The organism is Streptomyces pallidus (ex Mingjun et al. 2026) (genome assembly GCF_051550185.1).
GTDB lineage: Bacteria > Actinomycetota > Actinomycetes > Streptomycetales > Streptomycetaceae > Streptomyces.
In genome coordinates this window covers 4,135,079-4,151,142 of sequence record NZ_CP196181.1, presented here as the reverse complement: position 1 = coordinate 4,151,142, position 16,064 = coordinate 4,135,079, and the positions used below count along the sequence as shown (strand labels likewise).

Genomic DNA, 16,064 nt, shown 5'->3' with positions numbered 1-16,064 from the left:
CTCGCTCCCCCGAACGGCTTCAGCACACGGCGGCGCGGCACGGTCCAGGAGGTCCGGCCGCGACCGGTCCCAGCACATCACATGACGCGCTCGTTCCGTCACCGTTCGCCACAACCGGGGCCAGGGATACGACCGGGGGATCCGGCCGGGGAGGAGCACTCGGCGTGCGCCCGGGGTGAGCGGAGTGCGCTGGGGGCGGTGCGGGGATGGCGGGCCGGTCAGACCAGGCGGACCGGTTTCTCGGGGCGGATGCCCAGCTCGGCCAGCCAGTCTCGCAGCGGCTCCGGATCGCCGTCCTCGACCAGGCTCAGCACGCGGGGGGCCAGGTCCGAGCGGCGCTCGCCGCCCGCCAGCAGGACCGGCCCGTCCAGCCAGTCCAGGCCCGGGGCGGCGCCGACGCAGTCCACCGCCGCGCAGCACACCAGGGCCGTCACGTGGTCGGCGAGCAGGTCCCGGCCGCTCCTCGGCGGCTGCAGCGGGAAGAGGGGAACGGTGTCCGCACCGCGGGCCACCACGCAGCGGCGGCCTCCGGAGCGTTCCTCCCTGGCCAGGTCGCCGCTGAGCCGCCCGGCCAGGGCCTCCCCGGCCCCGCCGTCGCCGCCCGCCTCCGCCAGGTAGCCGATGAGCCGGTCCAGTGTGGGGCCCGCTCCCGGAGGCACGGCCAGGGCGTCCAACGCCCCCTGCAACCGGGCCGCCTCCGCCCGCCAGGTGCGGTCCACGACCTCCTCCGGGTACGCCGCCCAGTCCACCGGCGCCCAGTCCGGCCCGGCCTCGGCCGGGCCGCCGTGGAAGAGCCGCGCGGCGAGCAGGGAGGCCGCCTCGTCGACGGCGCCGGGCCGCTCCAGCAGGTCGCACGCGGGCCGCTCGCCCAGCCGGGAGGCGAAGCCGTCGGCCATCCGGTCCCGCCGGGACAGCTCGGTCAGCGCGGACACCACCCCGGCGTCGAGGTGCGAGGGCCAGCGGCCCATCCGCCACGCCGGCAGCGCCACCCGGGTCAGCAGCCGGTCCCACCCCGCGTACGCGAGGCCGACCTGCTCCTGGGCGGCGATCCGCAGCCCGTAGTCCACCCGCTGCGCCCGGTCCGAGGCGGCGGCGGCGACCCCGCGCTCCATCTCGGCGGCGTCCTCCCGGCACAGCCGCAGCAGCAGTCGCGCCGGTCCGCCGATCCAGCCGAGGCCGGGCCGGCCGGCCACGTCCACTGCGGCGTCCAGCCCGCGCACGAAGCCGCGGGCGTCGGCTATGTCGGGGTGCGCCGAAGGTCCCGTACCGGCGACGACCGGGGCGAGCGCCGCCCGCAGCTCGGCGACCCGCATCCACCACAGGAACGGCGAGCCGATCACCAGCACGGGCGCCGCGCCCGGCTCCGCCCCCGGGCCGGCGGCCGGGCCGCGGCGCCGGTGGGCGGCATGCGTGCGGTCCTCCAGCCAGCTGTCGCAGTCCGGCGTCAGGGCTATCGCGGAGGGTGCCGGCACCTCCATGCGGTCGGCCAGATCGCGCACCAGCCTGTACAGGTCGGGCGCCTCGGCCTCGGTCAGCGGCACGGTCGGTGTCACGGCGGGCCCGGCCCGCACCACCACCGCGGTGAAGATCCCGCCCACCAGCAGCACCAGCACGGCGACCGCACACACGACGAGCGTCACCAGCGGCCAGGGGTCCCCGGCCAGCCATCCCGTCATCCGGGCGGAGACCAGCACCGCCGCGAGGGCGGCGGGCAGCAGGCCGACGGCCAGCGCCCTGCTGCGCACGCGCAGCACGGCCAGCGCCCGGGAGCGCGCGGACGGCGGGCTCCCTTCCCGATACGAACCGGTTCCGGACACGACCGGACCTCACCCCCTCTGCCCTGCGGCGGCTTTGCTCACTCCCCCACTGTGACACCCGCCACTGACATCGCAATGCCGGTGGGCCAAGTGCCGGAATGCTTGCGCCGCACCCTAGTTGGGGAGCGCCCGGCAGTCAGCCAGACGCCAGGACGATCACCCGATGGAATGGCTTTGGCTAAAGCTGCTGCGTTCGAACGCGGCTGGATGCACTCGCACACGGACATGCGTGCGGGCCCGGCTCGCACCTGTGTGCGTACCGGGCCCGCGCCGCGGCTGCGCTGCCGCCCGGCGGCCTCAGGCCGTGCCGGCCGCCTTGGCGGCGATGTCCGTGCGGTGGTGCGAGCCGTCGAGGCGGATCCGCGCGACGGCCCTGTACGCCTTCTCGCGGGCCTGCGCCAGGTCGGAGCCGGTCGCCGTCACCGACAGGACGCGACCGCCCGCGCTGACGACCGCGTCGCCCTCGCGCCGGGTCCCGGCGTGCAGCACGTACGCGTCGGGACCGTCCTCGGCGGCCACCTCGGCCAGGCCCTCGATCGGGTCCCCGGTGCGCGGGGTGCCGGGGTAGTTGTGGGAGGCGATGACGACGGTGACGGCCGCGTCCTCCCGCCAGGTGAGCGGGGGCTCGGCCTCCAGGGTGCCCTTGGCCGCGCTCAGCAGCAGGCCCGCGAGCGGGGTCCGCAGCCGGGCGAGGACCACCTGCGTCTCGGGGTCGCCGAAGCGGGCGTTGAACTCGATGACGCGCACGCCGCGCGAGGTGATCGCGAGACCGGCGTAGAGCAGACCGGAGAACGGGGTCCCGCGGTGGCGCAGTTCGTCCACGGTCGGCTGGAGCACCGTCTCCAGGACCTCGTCGACGAGCTTCGGGTCGGCCCACGGCAGCGGCGAGTAGGCCCCCATGCCACCGGTGTTGGGCCCCTCGTCGCCGTCGAGCGCCCGCTTGAAGTCCTGTGCGGGCTGCAGCGGGAGGACGGTGGTGCCGTCGGTGACCGCGAACAGCGAGACCTCGGGGCCGTCGAGGTACTCCTCGATGACGACGCGGTCGCAGGCCAGGGCGTGCTCGCGGGCGGCGTCCAGGTCATCGGTGACCACGACGCCCTTGCCGGCGGCGAGGCCGTCGTCCTTGACCACGTAGGGCGCGCCGAAGGCGTCGAGGGCCGCGTCCACCTCCTCGGGCGTGGTGCACACGTAGCTGCGCGCGGTCGGGACGCCGGCCGCGGCCATCACGTCCTTCGCGAACGCCTTCGAGCCCTCCAGCTGCGCCGCCTCGGCGGACGGGCCGAAGACGGGGATGCCGGCGGCGCGGACGGCGTCGGCGACACCGGCGACCAGCGGCGCCTCCGGGCCGATGACGACCAGGTCGGCACCGAGCTCGGTGGCCAGGCCGGCCACGGCCGCGCCGTCGAGGGCGTCGACCGGGCGCAGCTCCGCCACCTCGGCGATGCCGGCGTTGCCGGGGGCGCAGTAGAGCGCGTTGACGTCGGGGTCGAGGGACAGAGAGCGGCACAGGGCGTGTTCGCGGGCGCCGCCGCCGATGACGAGGACCTTCACGCCATGCAGCCTAGCCCGCCGGGCGACCGCCCCTTCGTGCGGCCACCCAAACGCGGCCCCCTAGTCGTTCGTGTATTCCTCCAGAACGGTGGCCCCGAGCTCCCGCACGATGAGCTCGTGCCCCGTGAGGGCGCTGTCGACGAGGTCCGGGTCGTCCTCCTCCGGCACGTCGTCCTCCGGGGCCACCGGCGGGGGCGCCTGGGGTACGGACGGCTGCGGCGCGGCGGCGGCCTGCGGGGGCTGCTGCGGCCGGGGCTGCTGCGGGGCGGCCGGGGCCGGCTGCACCGGGGCCGGGGCGGGCGCGGGTGCGGGCGGCGGGCTGTAGGCGGGCGCGGCCGGGGCGCCGTAGGCCGGGGCGCCGTAGGCCGGGGCGCCGTACGCGGAGGCCGCGGCCTGGCCGGGGTTCCCGCCCTGACCCAGCACGGCGTCGATCTTCCAGTTGACCTGGAACTGCTCGGCCAGGACGGCCTTGAGCACCTCCTCGCTGCCGCTGCTGGCGAAGTTGTCGCGAGCGCCGGCGTTCGGGAAGCCGAGCTGCAGGGTCGTCCCGTCGAAGCCGGTGACCTGGGCGTTCTGGCTGAGCAGGATCCAGGTGAAGCGGCGGCGGTTCTTGACGGCCTCCAGGATCTGCGGCCACATCGCCTGGACCTGCCCGGCGCCGGCGGCCATGCCGGGCGACGGCGCGGCAGCGGCGGCGGGCGCCGGGGCCGCGGCCTGCGCGACGGGGGCGGGGGCCGCGGCGGCGGGCGCCGGGACGCCCTGGCCGGGCGCGGCCGCGGTGGGCCAGGCCCCGCGGGCCCCGGAACCGGGCTGCGCGGCCCCGGGCCAGGCCCCGGGCTGGGCGGCGGGAACGGGCGCGGCCGCAGCGGGCGGAGCGGCGGCGGACACCGGGCCGGCAGCGGCCGGGGCCGGGGGCGCGACCGGAGCCGCGGGGGCCGCGGGGGCAGGCGCAGCCGGCGCGACCGGAGCCGCGGGGGCCGCGACCGGGGCCATGGCGTGCGCCTCGGGCCCGGGCACGTACCCCATGGGCGGGACGGCGGCCGCAGCGGCGACGGGAACCCCCGCACCGGGAAGCCCCGCACCGGCGGCCGCGGCCAGGGCGGCGCCCCCGCGCTCCAGCCGCTCCAGCCGGGCCTGGAAGGACCGCTCGTCGTCGAAGGCGGCGGGCAGCAGCACCCGGGCGCAGATCAGCTCCAGCTGCAGCCGGGGCGAGGTCGCGCCCCGCATCTCGGTGAGCCCGGTGTTGACCAGGTCGGCGGCGCGGCTCAGCTCGGCGGACCCGAACACCGAGGCCTGGGCCTGCATCCGCTCGACCACGTCGGCGGGGGCGTCGATGAGGCCCTTCTCCCCGGCGTCGGGCACGGCTGCCAGGATCACCAGGTCGCGCAGCCGCTCCAGCAGGTCGGCGACGAACCGGCGCGGGTCGTTGCCGCCCTCGATCACCCGGTCGACGACCTCGAACGCGGCGGCCCCGTCCCCGGCGGCGAAGGCGTCCACGACGGAGTCCAGCAGCGACCCGTCGGTGTAGCCGAGCAGGGACGTGGCCATGGCGTACGTCACGCCCTCGTCGCCCGCGCCCGCCAGCAGCTGGTCCATGACGGACATGGAGTCACGGACCGACCCGGCGCCGGCGCGCACGACGAGCGGCAGCACGCCGTCCTCGACCTTGGCCCCCTCGCGCCCGCAGACCTCGCCCAGGTACTCCCGCAGGGTCCCGGGCGGCACGAGCCGGAAGGGGTAGTGGTGCGTCCGGGACCGGATGGTGCCGATGACCTTCTCGGGCTCGGTGGTGGCGAAGATGAACTTGAGGTGCTCCGGGGGCTCCTCGACCACCTTCAGCAGGGCGTTGAAGCCCGCCGAGGTGACCATGTGGGCCTCGTCGATGATGTAGATCTTGTACCGGCTGGAAGCCGGCCCGAAGAAGGCCTTCTCACGCAGGTCGCGGGCGTCGTCCACACCACCGTGCGAGGCGGCGTCGATCTCGATGACATCGATCGAGCCCGGCCCGTTGCGCGCCAGGTCCCGGCAGGACTGGCACTCGCCGCAGGGATCGGGCGTGGGGCCCTGCTCACAGTTCAGGCACCGGGCGAGGATGCGCGCGCTGGTGGTCTTGCCACAGCCGCGGGGCCCGCTGAACAGGTACGCGTGATTGACCCGGTTGTTCCGCAGGGCCTGCATCAGCGGGGCAGTGACATGCTCCTGCCCGATGACCTCGGCGAACGACTCGGGGCGGTAGCGGCGGTACAGCGCAAGGGACGACACGTCTACGAGGTTATCGGGGCCCGCCGACAAAGCGGGCCCGCCCGACCTCCCGGAGCCCGCCCCGGAACGCAAAGCGCCCCTCACGCACCCGCCAGAGCCCACTTACCCTTGCTGCCTTCCGGCCCTGGGGGAGTTGGGTGAGATAGCGCCACGTGAGGGGCTGACCCCACCCTAGCGGATGGAGCCCCCCGGGATCGAGTTCGCTAGCACCCCTCATCGTCTTGTATTGTTCGTCGCGGAGGATTCGCCTAGAGGCCTAGGGCGCACGCTTGGAAAGCGTGTTGGGGGCAACCCCTCACGAGTTCGAATCTCGTATCCTCCGCCAGCTCAGAGGGCCGGACCGCGCAAGCGGACCGGCCCTCTGGCGTTTTCCCGTCTCAGTTTCCGTCTCACTTGGGTCTGCGGGGCCCTAGCCTGGTGACCGATGGGTGCCCAGGAGCGTGAGCGCAAGGTGTACCGGCCCCTGCGGCGGGCCGGTCTGGAGGTGATCCCGGACGCCGTGCCGGATGGCGTGATGCCGTTCGTCGGCGCGTACGGGCGCGAGGACGTCGCCGGGTACTTCTCCCACCCGTACGAGACCCCGCGGCTCGTGGAACGGCTCAACGAGGACTGGTACGAGCTCGCCGTCTCCACGGGCCTCTTCGACCACCGGCGCGAGTTCCTCGTCATGCTCCCGCAGGGCACCCGGGCGCACGCGGCCTCCCTGCGGCACATGCACGAGGGCTGCCGCACGATGCCGCCCGCGCTCTGGACCCGGGTCCGGCTGCTGGAGCGCTGGGACATCATGGGCCGGGGAGCCGGTTCCGCCTTCCTCGGCGTGCGCGCGGGCCACCCGGGCTTCGGCATGATGGCGCTCGACAGCAGCGTGTACGTCATTTGCTCGACGGGCGAGAGGGGCGTCGACGTGGTCGCGGTGGCCCACCCGTACCGCTCGGCGGAGGTCCTGCGGCACCTGGAGTGGCTCGCGGGCTGGGACTCCGCGTACGAACATCCGGAGTTCGGGCGGCGGATCGCCGCCTGGCTCGCGGGCCGCCGCGAGCCGGCCACGGCGGACACGGGCGCACCCGCCGTGGCGCCGGGGGCGGGCTAGGTGTAGTGCCCTGTGAGGTTGGGGACGCGGCTGGCGGGTGGTTTGCCTTCGAGCGTGGTGTGTCCGCGGTGGTGATCGTAGGAGTGCAGCCAGCCGGGGAAGGCGTCGCGTCGTTCCTGTTCTGAGCGGTAGGGGCGGGCGTAGGCCCACTCGTCCAGCAGGGTTCGGTTGAGGCGTTCGACCTTCATACGCCGCTACGAACGGGACAAGCCCGGCGAGCTGGTCCACGTCGACATCAAGAAGCTCGGCAACATCCCCGACGGCGGGCACGCGGCATCGAGGACGTCCGTCTGATCTTCGGCTGGGTCCCGGTCGACGACCGCGCCTACGACCGGGCCTGGCAGGTCCAGGAGGCCCTCACCAAACAAGGCAAGCACCGCAGCGCCGGTGCAGTGGATCTCGTCGTCGCCGCGACTGCCGAGCTGCAGGGACTCACTCCCCTGCACCGTGACCACGACTTCGAGTGCATCGCCGCAGTAACCGGTCAACCCCTCCAGTGGTACGGCCCCGAGGGACGCAAGTAGTCGAGCGGTGGTCGCAGTCCTGGTCGACCGCGAAAGCGGACCGGCCCTTCGGCGTCCTCCCGTCCCGGTTCCGACTCGCCCTACGATCACTGCTCGTGGACTGGGTCGAGAGCACGGCGAAGCTGCGGCAGTGGACCAGGGGCGGCGCGCGGGCCCCGCACAAGCCGCTGCTGTTCCTGTACGCGCTCGGCCGGTACCAGCAGGACGCCGACGCCGAGCTGAAGTACGGCGCCGTGGAAGAGGACCTGAAGCAGCTGCTGGCCGAGTACGGTCCGACCCACCGGACGACGCCCGCCTACCCCTTCCACCACCTGGTGAGCGACGGGGTGTGGGAGGTGCGGACCGATCGCGGACCGGGCAGCCCCGGCAGCGGGGTCCGGGAACTGCGGGCCGCGGGAGCCGCGGGGCGGCTCGCGCCGGGACTGCGGGCGGCGCTGCGGCGGGAGCCCTCGCTGCTCGGGCGGATGGTGCGGGTCCTGCTCGACCTGAACTTCCCGCCCTCGCTCCACGGCGACCTGTGCGCGGCGGTCGGCCTGGAGCCGGAGCCGGAACAGACGCAGCGGCTCTCCCCCGCCCGGAGGCAGCGGGACCGCCGGATGCGGGAGCTCGTGCTGACGGCGTACGAGTACCGGTGCGCCTTCTGCGGCTACGACGGGCGGATCGGGGCGGTCCCGGTCGGACTGGAGGCCGCGCACGTCCACTGGTGGGCGTTCGGCGGCCCGGACGAGGTCGACAACGGGCTGTGCCTGTGCTCCCTGCACCACAAGCTCTTCGACAAGGGCGTCCTCGGCCTCGGCGACGGCCACCGCATCCTGGTCTCCCAGCGCTTCGTCGGCCACAGCCCCGCCGCCCGCGAGCACGTCACCGCCCTCGCGGGCCGCCCGCTCCTCGGCCCCCGGCCGGGCGCCCTGCCCATAGCGGCGGCCCACCGGTCCTGGCACACCGGCCAGGTCTTCCACGGCGCCCCGCGCCCCGCCGCCGCCGAGGCCTGATCAGGCGGGCCGTCGGCCGCCGCTCCTACGGGCGGGGCGGGTGCGGGGTGGTCTGCGGCCGCTGACCGCCCAGGCGCGGGCGGTGAGCGCGACGGAGCCGTCCGGGCCACGGGGGACGGCGGCCCCGAGCGCGTCGCGCAGCCGGGTCCGGGCCGCCGGGGACAGGGCTGCTGTGTACGTGGGGGCGGGGCCCTGTCCCGCGAGGAAGGGCGCCCACAGGTCGGCGAAGTCGGCGAAGACGGTCGGCACCTCGATCGCGGCCACGCGGACGTCGGCGAGCCCGGCGCCGGCCCAAGCGGCGCGGAGCGGCTCCGGTTGGCAGAGCGGGAACCGCCGGCCCTCGTCCAGCGCGGCGGCGGACGGGTCCACCCGCCGGGCGGCGTCCCAGAACCGGCGCAGCAGGCCCATGCCCTCGGCGTAGTCCCACACGTACGCCGCGACGAGGCCGCCCGGCCGGACCACCCGGGCCATCTCGGCGACCGCCGCGGCGGGGTCGGGGAGGAAGTTGAGGGCCAGGCCGCTGACGGCCGCGTCGAACGCCTCGTCGGTGGCCGGCAGGCACATCGCGTCCGCCACGACGAAGTGCTGCGGGGCGGAGGGCCGCGCGGACGCGCGGGCCGTGGCCGCGAAGCCGGGGGACCGGTCGACTCCCACGACGAGCCGGGGGCGCCGCCGGGCGGCGACCGCCGCGGACAGCGCCCCCGTTCCGCATCCCACGTCGAGCCAGCGCAGCCCGTCGGCGGTGTCCGCCGACCGCGGTACGAACTCCTCCGCCACGAGCCTGCTCCACCGGCCCATGTACCGCTCGTAGGCGGCACCCGTCGCCCACACGTCACGCCGCGGTCCGTCCGGCTCGTCCCGCTCGTCCATGCGCTGGGACCGCCGGCCTCAGGAGGCCCAGGGCAGGGTGCGGGCGCCCTCGGTACCGGGCACGGAGACCGCCCCGTCGGCGCGCATCGCGACGTGCGCCTCGGCCGCCTGCGGGGCGTGGACCCGGCGCAGCAGGTGCGGCGGCAGGACGACGGTCCGGCCGGCCGGCCGCGATCCGCTCGGTGCGGCCGTCACAGGTGACCTCCAGGGCACCGGCGGTCACCGTCCAGACCTGTTCGCGGCTGACGGAGTGCTCGGGGCCGCTGCGACCGGCCTCCATGGCAACGGTCCAGGTGCTGATCTCGGCACTGCCCCGGCTGGGCGCGGCCAGGCCGGTCATACGGGCGTTCGGGGTCTCGATGACGTTCGCGGCGGTGGGGGTGATCACGTGCACGGCGGCTCCCTCGACTGGACTGGTCCCGATCTCGGCGATCGGGTCGCAGGGTTTGGGTCACGAGGCAATGTTTACCTTGGATATAAATTTACGTCAAGGCTACACGGGTCGGCAAGGGGAATTTTGCTACGGGGGTAAGATTCTGCTCATGGGTACCGAGCTGGGGCTCCGTGAGTCCAAGAAGCAGGAGACCAGGCAGCTGATCTCCGACTGCGCCACCCGGCTCTTCATCGAGCAGGGCTTCGAACAGACGACCATCGCCGAGATCGCCGCCGCCGCGCGCGTCGCGAAGAAGACGGTCACCAACTACTTCCCGCGCAAGGAGGACCTGGCCCTCGACCACCACGAGGTGTTCACGGCGCAGCTCGCACGGGCCGTCGCCGAGCGCTCCCCGGGCGAGGCCCCGCTGACCGCCCTCGGCCGGGCCTTCCGCGCCACCCTGGTCGAGCACAGCCCGGTCGCCGGGTTCACCGGGCCCGCCTTCGCCCGCATGGTCGCCGACAGTCCCACGCTCGGCGCGCGCCTGCGCGAGCTGCACGAGCTGCGCGAGGAGGCGCTCGCCGGCGCCCTCGCCGCCGCCACGGCGCAGACGGCTCCGGCGATCACCGCGCGGATCGCCGCCGCCCTGATCGCCGCCGCGGACCGGCTGCTGTTCCGGCGCGTGCAGGAACTCACCCTGGCCGGGCGCACCGACGACGAGATCGAGGCCGAGCTGACACCGGAGGCGGACCACGCGTACGCGCTCCTCCTCGCGGCTCTGGGCGACTACCCCGCAACCGCCTGACCGGTCCGCTCCGCCCGGCCGGCCCCGTCGGCCCCGTCGGCCCCGTCGGCGCGGTCGGCACGGTCCGCCGGTCAGTCGGCGGCCAGGGCGACTTCCGTCGCCTTGATCAGTGCGACCACCGGCGACCCGGCGGCCAGGCCGAGCGCCTCCACGGCGTCCCTGGTGACCGCGGCGGTGAGCACGCTGTCGTTGACGACCACCGTGACCGTGGCCATCGCGGCGCCGGTGGAGATGCCGGCGACGGTACCGGCCAACTGGTTGCGGATGCTGATGTTGTCGAGGGCGACGGTGGCCAGGGCCACTTCGGTGGCCTTCACCAGGGCCCGGACGGACGAACCGGCCGCGAGGCCGAGTTCCCGGGCGGCATCGCTGGTGATGGCGGCGACGATGTCCTGGCCGCCCTCCAGCCGGACCTTCACCGTCGTCATGGCCTCGCCGGCGGTCACGTCGGTGACGGTGCCGGCCAGCCGGTTGCGGATGCTCAGGCTCATGGAAAAGGGGTCCCCACTCGTGCGGGCGGCGCCGTACGGACGTCGTACGGCAGATGGCGGAGGGGCGGCCGGGCACGCGCTGCGGATGCCCGGCCGATCGTGCGCCGCGGTCCGGACGGCCGGTCAGACGTCCGTCATCTGCGGCATCTCACCGGACGTCGTCGACATGTCGATGACGGCGAACGCGGCGCCCTGCTGGTCCGTCAGCGCGGCGAACCGGCCGAACGGGCTGTCCATCGGGCCGAAGTGGAGGGCGCCGCCCAGCTTCTGCGCCTTCGCCACGGCCTCGTCGCAGTCCGGGACCCCGAAGTAGACCTGGATGTACGAGGGGATCTCGGGCGGGAACTCCTCGCCCATCAGCATCCGGCCGAGCACCGGCTTGTCGGGGCCGCCGGCGCTGAAGACCCGGAAGTCCATTCCGGCCGCCTCGGGGCCGTCGCCCGCTTCCATCTGCCGGGCGCCGTACGGGAAGACCCGGGGGAGGAAACCGTCCACCTTGCCCACGTCGCGGGTGAAGACCTCCGCCCACGCGTAGGCCCCCGGTTCCCCCGTCTTCTCGAAGCCCTTGTGGTCGCCGGGCTGCCAGATGCCGAAGACGGCGCCGCTCGGCTCCTGCGCGATCACCATCGTGCCGAAGCTGCCGACCTGCATCGGGCCCATCATGACCTGGCCGCCGGCCGCCTTGATCTTCTCGGCGGTGGCCGCCGCGTCGGGCGAGGCGAAGTACAGGCACCACTGCGAGGGGGCGTCCGCGCCCGGCATCGGCGGGACGACGGCCGCGACCGCCTTGCCGTCCGAGTAGGCCTGCGTGTAGTTGCCGTACTCCCCCGACGCCTCGCCGAAGGTCCACCCCAGCACCTCGCCGTAGAAGGCCTTCGCGCCCTCCACGTCCTTGAACATCGCGTCCACCCAGCAGGGGACACCTTCCGAGAACTCAGCCATGATCGATCGACTCCCGTGTGTCGTCGCGTTCGTTCGTGGTCGTGACCGTTTCCGGTTACACACGCTAGGCGCGCGGTGCGCCGACCGCGCGGGGAACACGGCCGCGCGAGAGGCTGGACCCATGGACATCACGATGCGGCTCGCCCAACAGCCGGAGGCCGACGAGCTGCTCGGCCGCAGTCCCCTCGCCGCGCTGGTCGGCATGCTGCTGGACCAGCAGGTGCCGATGGAGTGGGCGTTCTCCGGCCCGTACACCATCGCCCGGCGGATGGGGGCGGACGACCTGGACGCCCACGCGATCGCCGCCCACGACCCGGAGGCGTTCGCCGCGCTGCTCTCCGAGAAGCCGGCCGTGCACCGCTACCCGGGCGCCATGGCCAAGCGGGTCCAGCAGCTGTGCGCGTACCTGGTGGAGCACTACGACGGGGACGCGGCCGCCCTGTGGGCCGACGCGGAGACCGGCACGGAGCTGCTGAAGCGGCTCAAGGACCTGCCGGGCTTCGGCGAGCAGAAGGCCCAGATCTTCCTCGCGCTGCTCGGCAAGCAGCTCGGCGTGCGCCCCGCGGGGTGGCGCGAGGCGGCCGGGGGCTACGGGGAGGCGGACGTCTACCGGTCGGCGGCAGACATCACGGGCCCGGAGTCGCTGGCCAGGGTACGGGCGTACAAGCAGGAGATGAAGGCGGCCGCGAAGGCGAAGACGGGCAAGGCCGGGAGCTGAGGGCCGAGGTGGAATTGACCGGGGAGAGCACCCCCCGATTGACCCCTGCCGCCGGTCAACCGGGTCCGTAGATTAGTCGTCATGAACAGCGAGACGATGCAGACGACGCAGACGACCGCAGGACACGGGGTCCTCACCCGCGCCGCCACCGCCGAGACCATCACCGACGGCCCCGGCAGCACCATCACCCTGCTCACCGACACCGCCGAACTCACCTGCAACACGGCCGCCTTCGAAGAGGGCGCGGCCGGCGCCCCGGTGCACTTCCACACCAAGGCGACCGAGTTCTTCCACGTCCTGTCCGGGCGCCTGGACGTCCTCGTCGGCGACGAGGTCAAGACCCTCACCGCCGGCGACTTCCTCTCCGTCCCGCCCGGCGTGAAGCACGCCTTCGCCCCCCACCGGGGCCACACCGCCGAGGTCTTCGTCGGCTTCACGCCCGGCATGGGCCGCTTCGACTACTACCGGCTGCTCGGCCGGGTCCGCGCCGGCGAGGCCACCGTCCAGGACATCCTGGACAGCCAGCCGGTGTACGACAACCACTACGCGGAGAGCGACGCCTGGGCCGGCCGCCTGCGCAGCGCCGAGGCGTAGACCTCGTCCGGGGCCAGCCTCCGCAGTTCCTCCGAGATCAGTTCGGCGGTGCTGCGGATCTTGAGGGCAACCGTGCGGTCCGGGCTGCCCGGCAGGATCAGGGCGGCCAGCACCCCGTCGGGTCGGTTCACGCGTATCGGGCCCTCGGCGGTGTCCAGCCGGACCCCGGTGATCACCGGCCCGTCGGTGACGACCCGCTCCACCGGCGCCCCGAGCCGGTCCTCCAGCCAGCGCGCCAGCAGCTCGGCGCTCGGGTTGTCGGCCTCGCTCTCCACCGCGCCCCCGGTCACCGGGAGCGGCTTCTGGTCCAGCGCCGCCGCCAGCAGCGCCCGCCAGGGCGTCAGCCGGGTCCAGGCGAGGTCGGTGTCGCCGGGTGCGTACGAGGCCCCGCGCTCGGCCAGCGCGGCCAGCGGGTCCGCGGTCGCGTCGGCGTCCGTGATCCGGCGCTGCGCGAGCGCGCCCAGCGGATCCCGGGCCGGGTCGGCAGGGGCGTCGACCGGCCACCACGCCACCACGGGGGCGTCCGGCACCAGCAGGGGCAGGACCACGGAACCCGCCTGGCCGGTGAGCGCCCCGTGCAGGCGCAGCACCACGATCTCCCCGCTGCCGGCGTCGGAGCCGACGCGCAGCTCGGCGTCCAGGCGGGTCTGGGGCAGCTTGTACGGGCCGCGCGAGGTGCGCTTGATCACCGCGATGATGCGGCACGGGTGCTCGCGCGAGGCCTCCGAGGCCGCCCGGAGGGCGTCGTAGGCGTTCTCCTCGTCGGTGACGATGACGAGCGTCAGCACCAGGCCCAGGGCGGGGCTTCCGATGGCCCGGCGGGCGTCGAGCAGGGCCCGGTCGACCTTGCCGGACGTGGTGTCGATGAGTTCGGTCCGCATGGTCGAAGTCTGTCAGCGGCCGGGGCCCCGGTGTCACCCGACCGTGTGGCCATCCGTCACCTGCGGCGCCTCGCCGTACCGAAGAGGGACCGGGAGATCTCCCGCCCCAGCTGGGTCCCGATCGAGCGGGCCAACGAGCGGAACAGTCCGCTCCCCACGACCTGTTCGGCCAGGGACGGCTCCTGCCCCGCCTTCGCGGACCTCTCGGCCTTCGCGGGCGTCTCCGCCCGTTGCCTCCGCGCCGACTCCTGCGCCGCCGCCTCGGACTCCGCCGCTGCCGCCGCTGCCGCCTCCGCCGCCGCCTCGGCGGCAGCCTGCTCGGCGCCGATCCGCTCGTACGCCGACTCCCGGTCGACCCGCTGCGCGTACCGCCCGTACAGCGGCGAGGACGTGACCGCCCGCTCCAGGGCCGCCGCCCCGACCGGGCCCATCAGGGACTGCGGGGCCCGCAGCCGGGTCGCCGCCACCGGGGTCGGGGCGCCGCTCTCGCTGAGGACGGTGACCACCGCCTCGCCGGTCCCCAGGCCCGTCAGCAGCTCCTCCAGGTCGTACTCCGAGCGGGGGAACGTCCGCACCGTGGCCTTGAGGGCCTTGGCGTCGTCGGGGGTGAAGGCGCGCTGCGCGTGCTGCACCCGGTTGCCGAGCTGGGCGAGCACGTCGCCCGGCACGTCCTTGGCGGACTGGGTCACGAAGAAGATGCCGATCCCCTTGGAGCGGATCAGCCGCACGGTCTGGGTCACGGCCTCCAGGAAGGCCTCCGACGCCCCGTTGAACAGCAGGTGGGCCTCGTCGAAGAAGAAGACGAGCTTGGGCCGGTCCAGGTCGCCGGCCTCCGGCAGGCCGCCGTGGAGGTCGGCGAGCAGCCACATCAGGAAGGTCGAGAAGAGCTGCGGCCGGTCCTGCACGGCGGGGAGCTCCAGTACGGAGACCAGCCCCCGCCCGTCCGGGGCGGTCCGCAGGAACTCGGCGGTGTCGAAGTCGGGTTCGCCGAAGAACGCGTCGGCGCCCTGCTGCTCGAACGCGCTCAGCGCGCGCAGGATCACCCCGGCCGTCGCCGCGGACAGTCCGCCGATCCCCTTGAGCTCGGCCTTCCCCCGGTCGGAGACGAGGAAGGCGACGACCGCCCGCAGGTCCTTGAGGTCGACCAGCTCCAGCCCCTTGGCGTCGGCGTAGTGGAAGACCAGGCCCAACGACTGCTCCTGCGTCCGGTTGAGGCGGAGCACCTTCGCCATCAGGACGGGCCCGAAGCCGGTCACCGTGGCCCGCAGCGGAATGCCCGTCCCGATCCCGCCCAACGCGTAGAACTCGGTGGGGCACCCGGCGGCCCGCCAGTCCTGGCCGACCTCCCCGGCGCGCTGCGCCGTCCGGTCGCTCGGGGCGCCCGGCGCCGAGATCCCCGACACGTCGCCCTTGACGTCGGCGAGGAAGACCGGCACTCCGGCCGCCGACAGCTGCTCTGCGACGAGCTGCAGCGTCTTGGTCTTCCCGGTGCCGGTGGCGCCGGCGACCAGGCCGTGCCGGTTCAGCATCGCGAGGGGGACGCGGATCTGCCGGTCCGGCAGGCAGGTTCCGTCCCAGAGCAGGGCACCCAGGTCGAGCGCCGGTCCGGTGAAGGCGTATCCGGCGGCGATCCGGTCCGCCGGCGACGCGGGGTCGGTGCTCTCGCTCATACGACACTCACTCCCGGTATAGCCCTGTACGCCACCTTTGCACCGCCGGTGCGAGGCTGCGCCCGCAGCCGCCGGACCGGTAGGCTTTCCGTGTGATCTTCAAGCGCATCGGAAACGGGCGGCCGTACCCCGACCACGGCAGGGAAACCACCCGGCAGTGGGCGGACGTCGCCCCGCGCCCGGTCCGGCTCGACCAGTTGGTGACGACCAAGGGGCAGCTGGACCTCGAAACGCTGCTCGCCGAGGACTCGACCTTCTACGGGGACCTCTTCGCGCACGTCGTGAAGTGGCAGGGCGACCTGTACCTGGAGGACGGTCTGCACCGCGCCGTCCGCGCGGCCCTGCAGCAGCGTCAGGTGCTGCACGCGCGCGTCCTCGAGATGGACTGACGCCGCCGGCCCGCTCCCGGCTTACCCGGCGGCACCAGGCGGCATCCGGCTCCATCCGGCCGCACCGGGTGGTGCACTGCCGCGCGCCGGCGTCT

General features: G+C 74.4%; 16 protein-coding genes, 1 tRNA gene, 1 other RNA gene and 2 pseudogenes. 9 read left to right on the top strand and 11 right to left on the bottom strand.

Annotated elements, in window-relative coordinates; genetic code table 11:
* Nucleotides 1–218: 218 nt before the first annotated feature.
* The 4 genes from ACSHWO_RS18295 to ffs form a co-directional block, all read right to left on the bottom strand.
* Nucleotides 219–1,817 carry a hypothetical protein gene (locus ACSHWO_RS18295; RefSeq protein WP_438313153.1) on the bottom strand — a complete coding sequence of 533 codons (1,599 nt, stop codon included), beginning with the start codon at nt 1,815–1,817 and terminating at the stop codon, nt 219–221.
* 297 nt (nt 1,818–2,114) lie between these two features.
* Entirely contained in the window at nt 2,115–3,368 is a 1,254-nt protein-coding gene (gene purD / locus ACSHWO_RS18290) for a phosphoribosylamine--glycine ligase (RefSeq protein WP_361100178.1), read from the bottom strand.
* Between the two features lie 60 nt (nt 3,369–3,428).
* The gene (locus tag ACSHWO_RS18285) at nt 3,429–5,630 is read right to left on the bottom strand and encodes a DNA polymerase III subunit gamma and tau (protein WP_438313151.1); all 2,202 of its coding nucleotides are present in this window, start codon (nt 5,628–5,630) and stop codon (nt 3,429–3,431) included.
* Between the two features lie 66 nt (nt 5,631–5,696).
* Nucleotides 5,697–5,795, bottom strand: an RNA gene (gene ffs / locus ACSHWO_RS18280) — signal recognition particle sRNA small type.
* A 72-nt stretch (nt 5,796–5,867) separates the two neighbouring features.
* Here ffs and ACSHWO_RS18275 point away from each other — a divergent pair.
* Nucleotides 5,868–5,955 (top strand) — tRNA-Ser (locus ACSHWO_RS18275).
* Nucleotides 5,956–6,054: 99 nt separating this feature from the next.
* A complete protein-coding gene (locus tag ACSHWO_RS18270) occupies nt 6,055–6,720 on the top strand; it encodes a hypothetical protein (RefSeq protein ID WP_438313149.1) in 666 nt (221 codons plus the stop codon).
* Here ACSHWO_RS18270 and ACSHWO_RS18265 read toward each other — a convergent pair.
* Nucleotides 6,717–6,905 (bottom strand): annotated as a pseudogene (locus tag ACSHWO_RS18265) (integrase core domain-containing protein); the annotation flags it as partial. The gene ACSHWO_RS18270 and the pseudogene ACSHWO_RS18265 sit on opposite strands and share 4 nt — an antisense overlap.
* Between ACSHWO_RS18265 and ACSHWO_RS18260 the strand changes: the two are divergent.
* The 3 genes and pseudogenes from ACSHWO_RS18260 to ACSHWO_RS18250 all read left to right on the top strand — a co-directional run bounded on the left by ACSHWO_RS18260 (nt 6,889) and on the right by ACSHWO_RS18250 (nt 8,236).
* A complete protein-coding gene (locus ACSHWO_RS18260; RefSeq protein WP_438319348.1) occupies nt 6,889–7,014 on the top strand; it encodes a hypothetical protein in 126 nt (41 codons plus the stop codon). The pseudogene ACSHWO_RS18265 and the gene ACSHWO_RS18260 sit on opposite strands and share 17 nt — an antisense overlap.
* Nucleotides 6,984–7,244 (top strand): annotated as a pseudogene (locus ACSHWO_RS18255) (PIN domain nuclease); the annotation flags it as partial. The gene ACSHWO_RS18260 and the pseudogene ACSHWO_RS18255, both read left to right, overlap by 31 nt.
* Nucleotides 7,245–7,339: 95 nt before the next feature.
* Complete coding sequence (locus ACSHWO_RS18250) at nt 7,340–8,236, top strand: phosphorothioated DNA-binding restriction endonuclease (protein ID WP_438313147.1); 897 nt, start codon at nt 7,340–7,342, stop codon at nt 8,234–8,236.
* Here ACSHWO_RS18250 and ACSHWO_RS18245 read toward each other — a convergent pair whose 3' ends face one another.
* Both ACSHWO_RS18245 and ACSHWO_RS18240 read right to left on the bottom strand, forming a co-directional pair.
* Nucleotides 8,237–9,106, bottom strand: a complete 870-nt coding sequence (locus ACSHWO_RS18245) for a class I SAM-dependent methyltransferase (RefSeq protein WP_438313145.1) — start codon at nt 9,104–9,106, stop codon at nt 8,237–8,239. It abuts the gene before it with no gap.
* An 18-nt stretch (nt 9,107–9,124) separates the two neighbouring features.
* Nucleotides 9,125–9,301, bottom strand: a complete 177-nt coding sequence (locus ACSHWO_RS18240; RefSeq protein ID WP_438313143.1) for a hypothetical protein — start codon at nt 9,299–9,301, stop codon at nt 9,125–9,127.
* A gap of 347 nt (nt 9,302–9,648) precedes the next feature.
* Between ACSHWO_RS18240 and ACSHWO_RS18235 the strand changes: the two genes are divergently transcribed.
* Nucleotides 9,649–10,284: a TetR/AcrR family transcriptional regulator gene (locus ACSHWO_RS18235; protein ID WP_385847094.1), complete on the top strand. Its 636-nt coding sequence runs from the start codon at nt 9,649–9,651 to the stop codon at nt 10,282–10,284.
* Nucleotides 10,285–10,355: 71 nt separating this feature from the next.
* On the opposite strand, the gene ACSHWO_RS18230 is transcribed toward ACSHWO_RS18235, so the two are convergent.
* Nucleotides 10,356–10,775, bottom strand: coding sequence for a TOBE domain-containing protein (locus ACSHWO_RS18230; protein ID WP_361098858.1), 420 nt, complete (start codon nt 10,773–10,775; stop codon nt 10,356–10,358).
* A 123-nt stretch (nt 10,776–10,898) separates the two neighbouring features.
* Entirely contained in the window at nt 10,899–11,717 is an 819-nt protein-coding gene (locus ACSHWO_RS18225; RefSeq protein ID WP_438313141.1) for a VOC family protein, read from the bottom strand.
* A gap of 121 nt (nt 11,718–11,838) precedes the next feature.
* Between ACSHWO_RS18225 and ACSHWO_RS18220 the strand changes: the two genes are divergently transcribed.
* On the top strand, nt 11,839–12,435 hold the full coding sequence (locus ACSHWO_RS18220) for an HhH-GPD-type base excision DNA repair protein (protein ID WP_438313139.1): 597 nt from the start codon (nt 11,839–11,841) through the stop codon (nt 12,433–12,435).
* A gap of 81 nt (nt 12,436–12,516) precedes the next feature.
* Entirely contained in the window at nt 12,517–13,029 is a 513-nt protein-coding gene (locus ACSHWO_RS18215) for a cupin domain-containing protein (protein WP_361098849.1), read from the top strand.
* Here ACSHWO_RS18215 and opcA read toward each other — a convergent pair.
* Complete coding sequence (gene opcA / locus ACSHWO_RS18210) at nt 12,978–13,910, bottom strand: glucose-6-phosphate dehydrogenase assembly protein OpcA (RefSeq protein ID WP_361098846.1); 933 nt, start codon at nt 13,908–13,910, stop codon at nt 12,978–12,980. The genes ACSHWO_RS18215 and opcA overlap by 52 nt on opposite strands.
* A gap of 56 nt (nt 13,911–13,966) precedes the next feature.
* Nucleotides 13,967–15,580 (bottom strand): helicase HerA-like domain-containing protein, encoded by a 1,614-nt coding sequence (locus tag ACSHWO_RS18205; RefSeq protein ID WP_438313136.1) that lies wholly within the window; start codon nt 15,578–15,580, stop codon nt 13,967–13,969.
* 92 nt (nt 15,581–15,672) lie between these two features.
* Between ACSHWO_RS18205 and ACSHWO_RS18200 the strand changes: the two genes are divergently transcribed.
* The gene (locus ACSHWO_RS18200) at nt 15,673–15,969 is read left to right on the top strand and encodes a type II toxin-antitoxin system VapB family antitoxin (RefSeq protein WP_114058229.1); all 297 of its coding nucleotides are present in this window, start codon (nt 15,673–15,675) and stop codon (nt 15,967–15,969) included.
* The last annotated feature ends 95 nt before the right edge of the window (nt 15,970–16,064 follow it).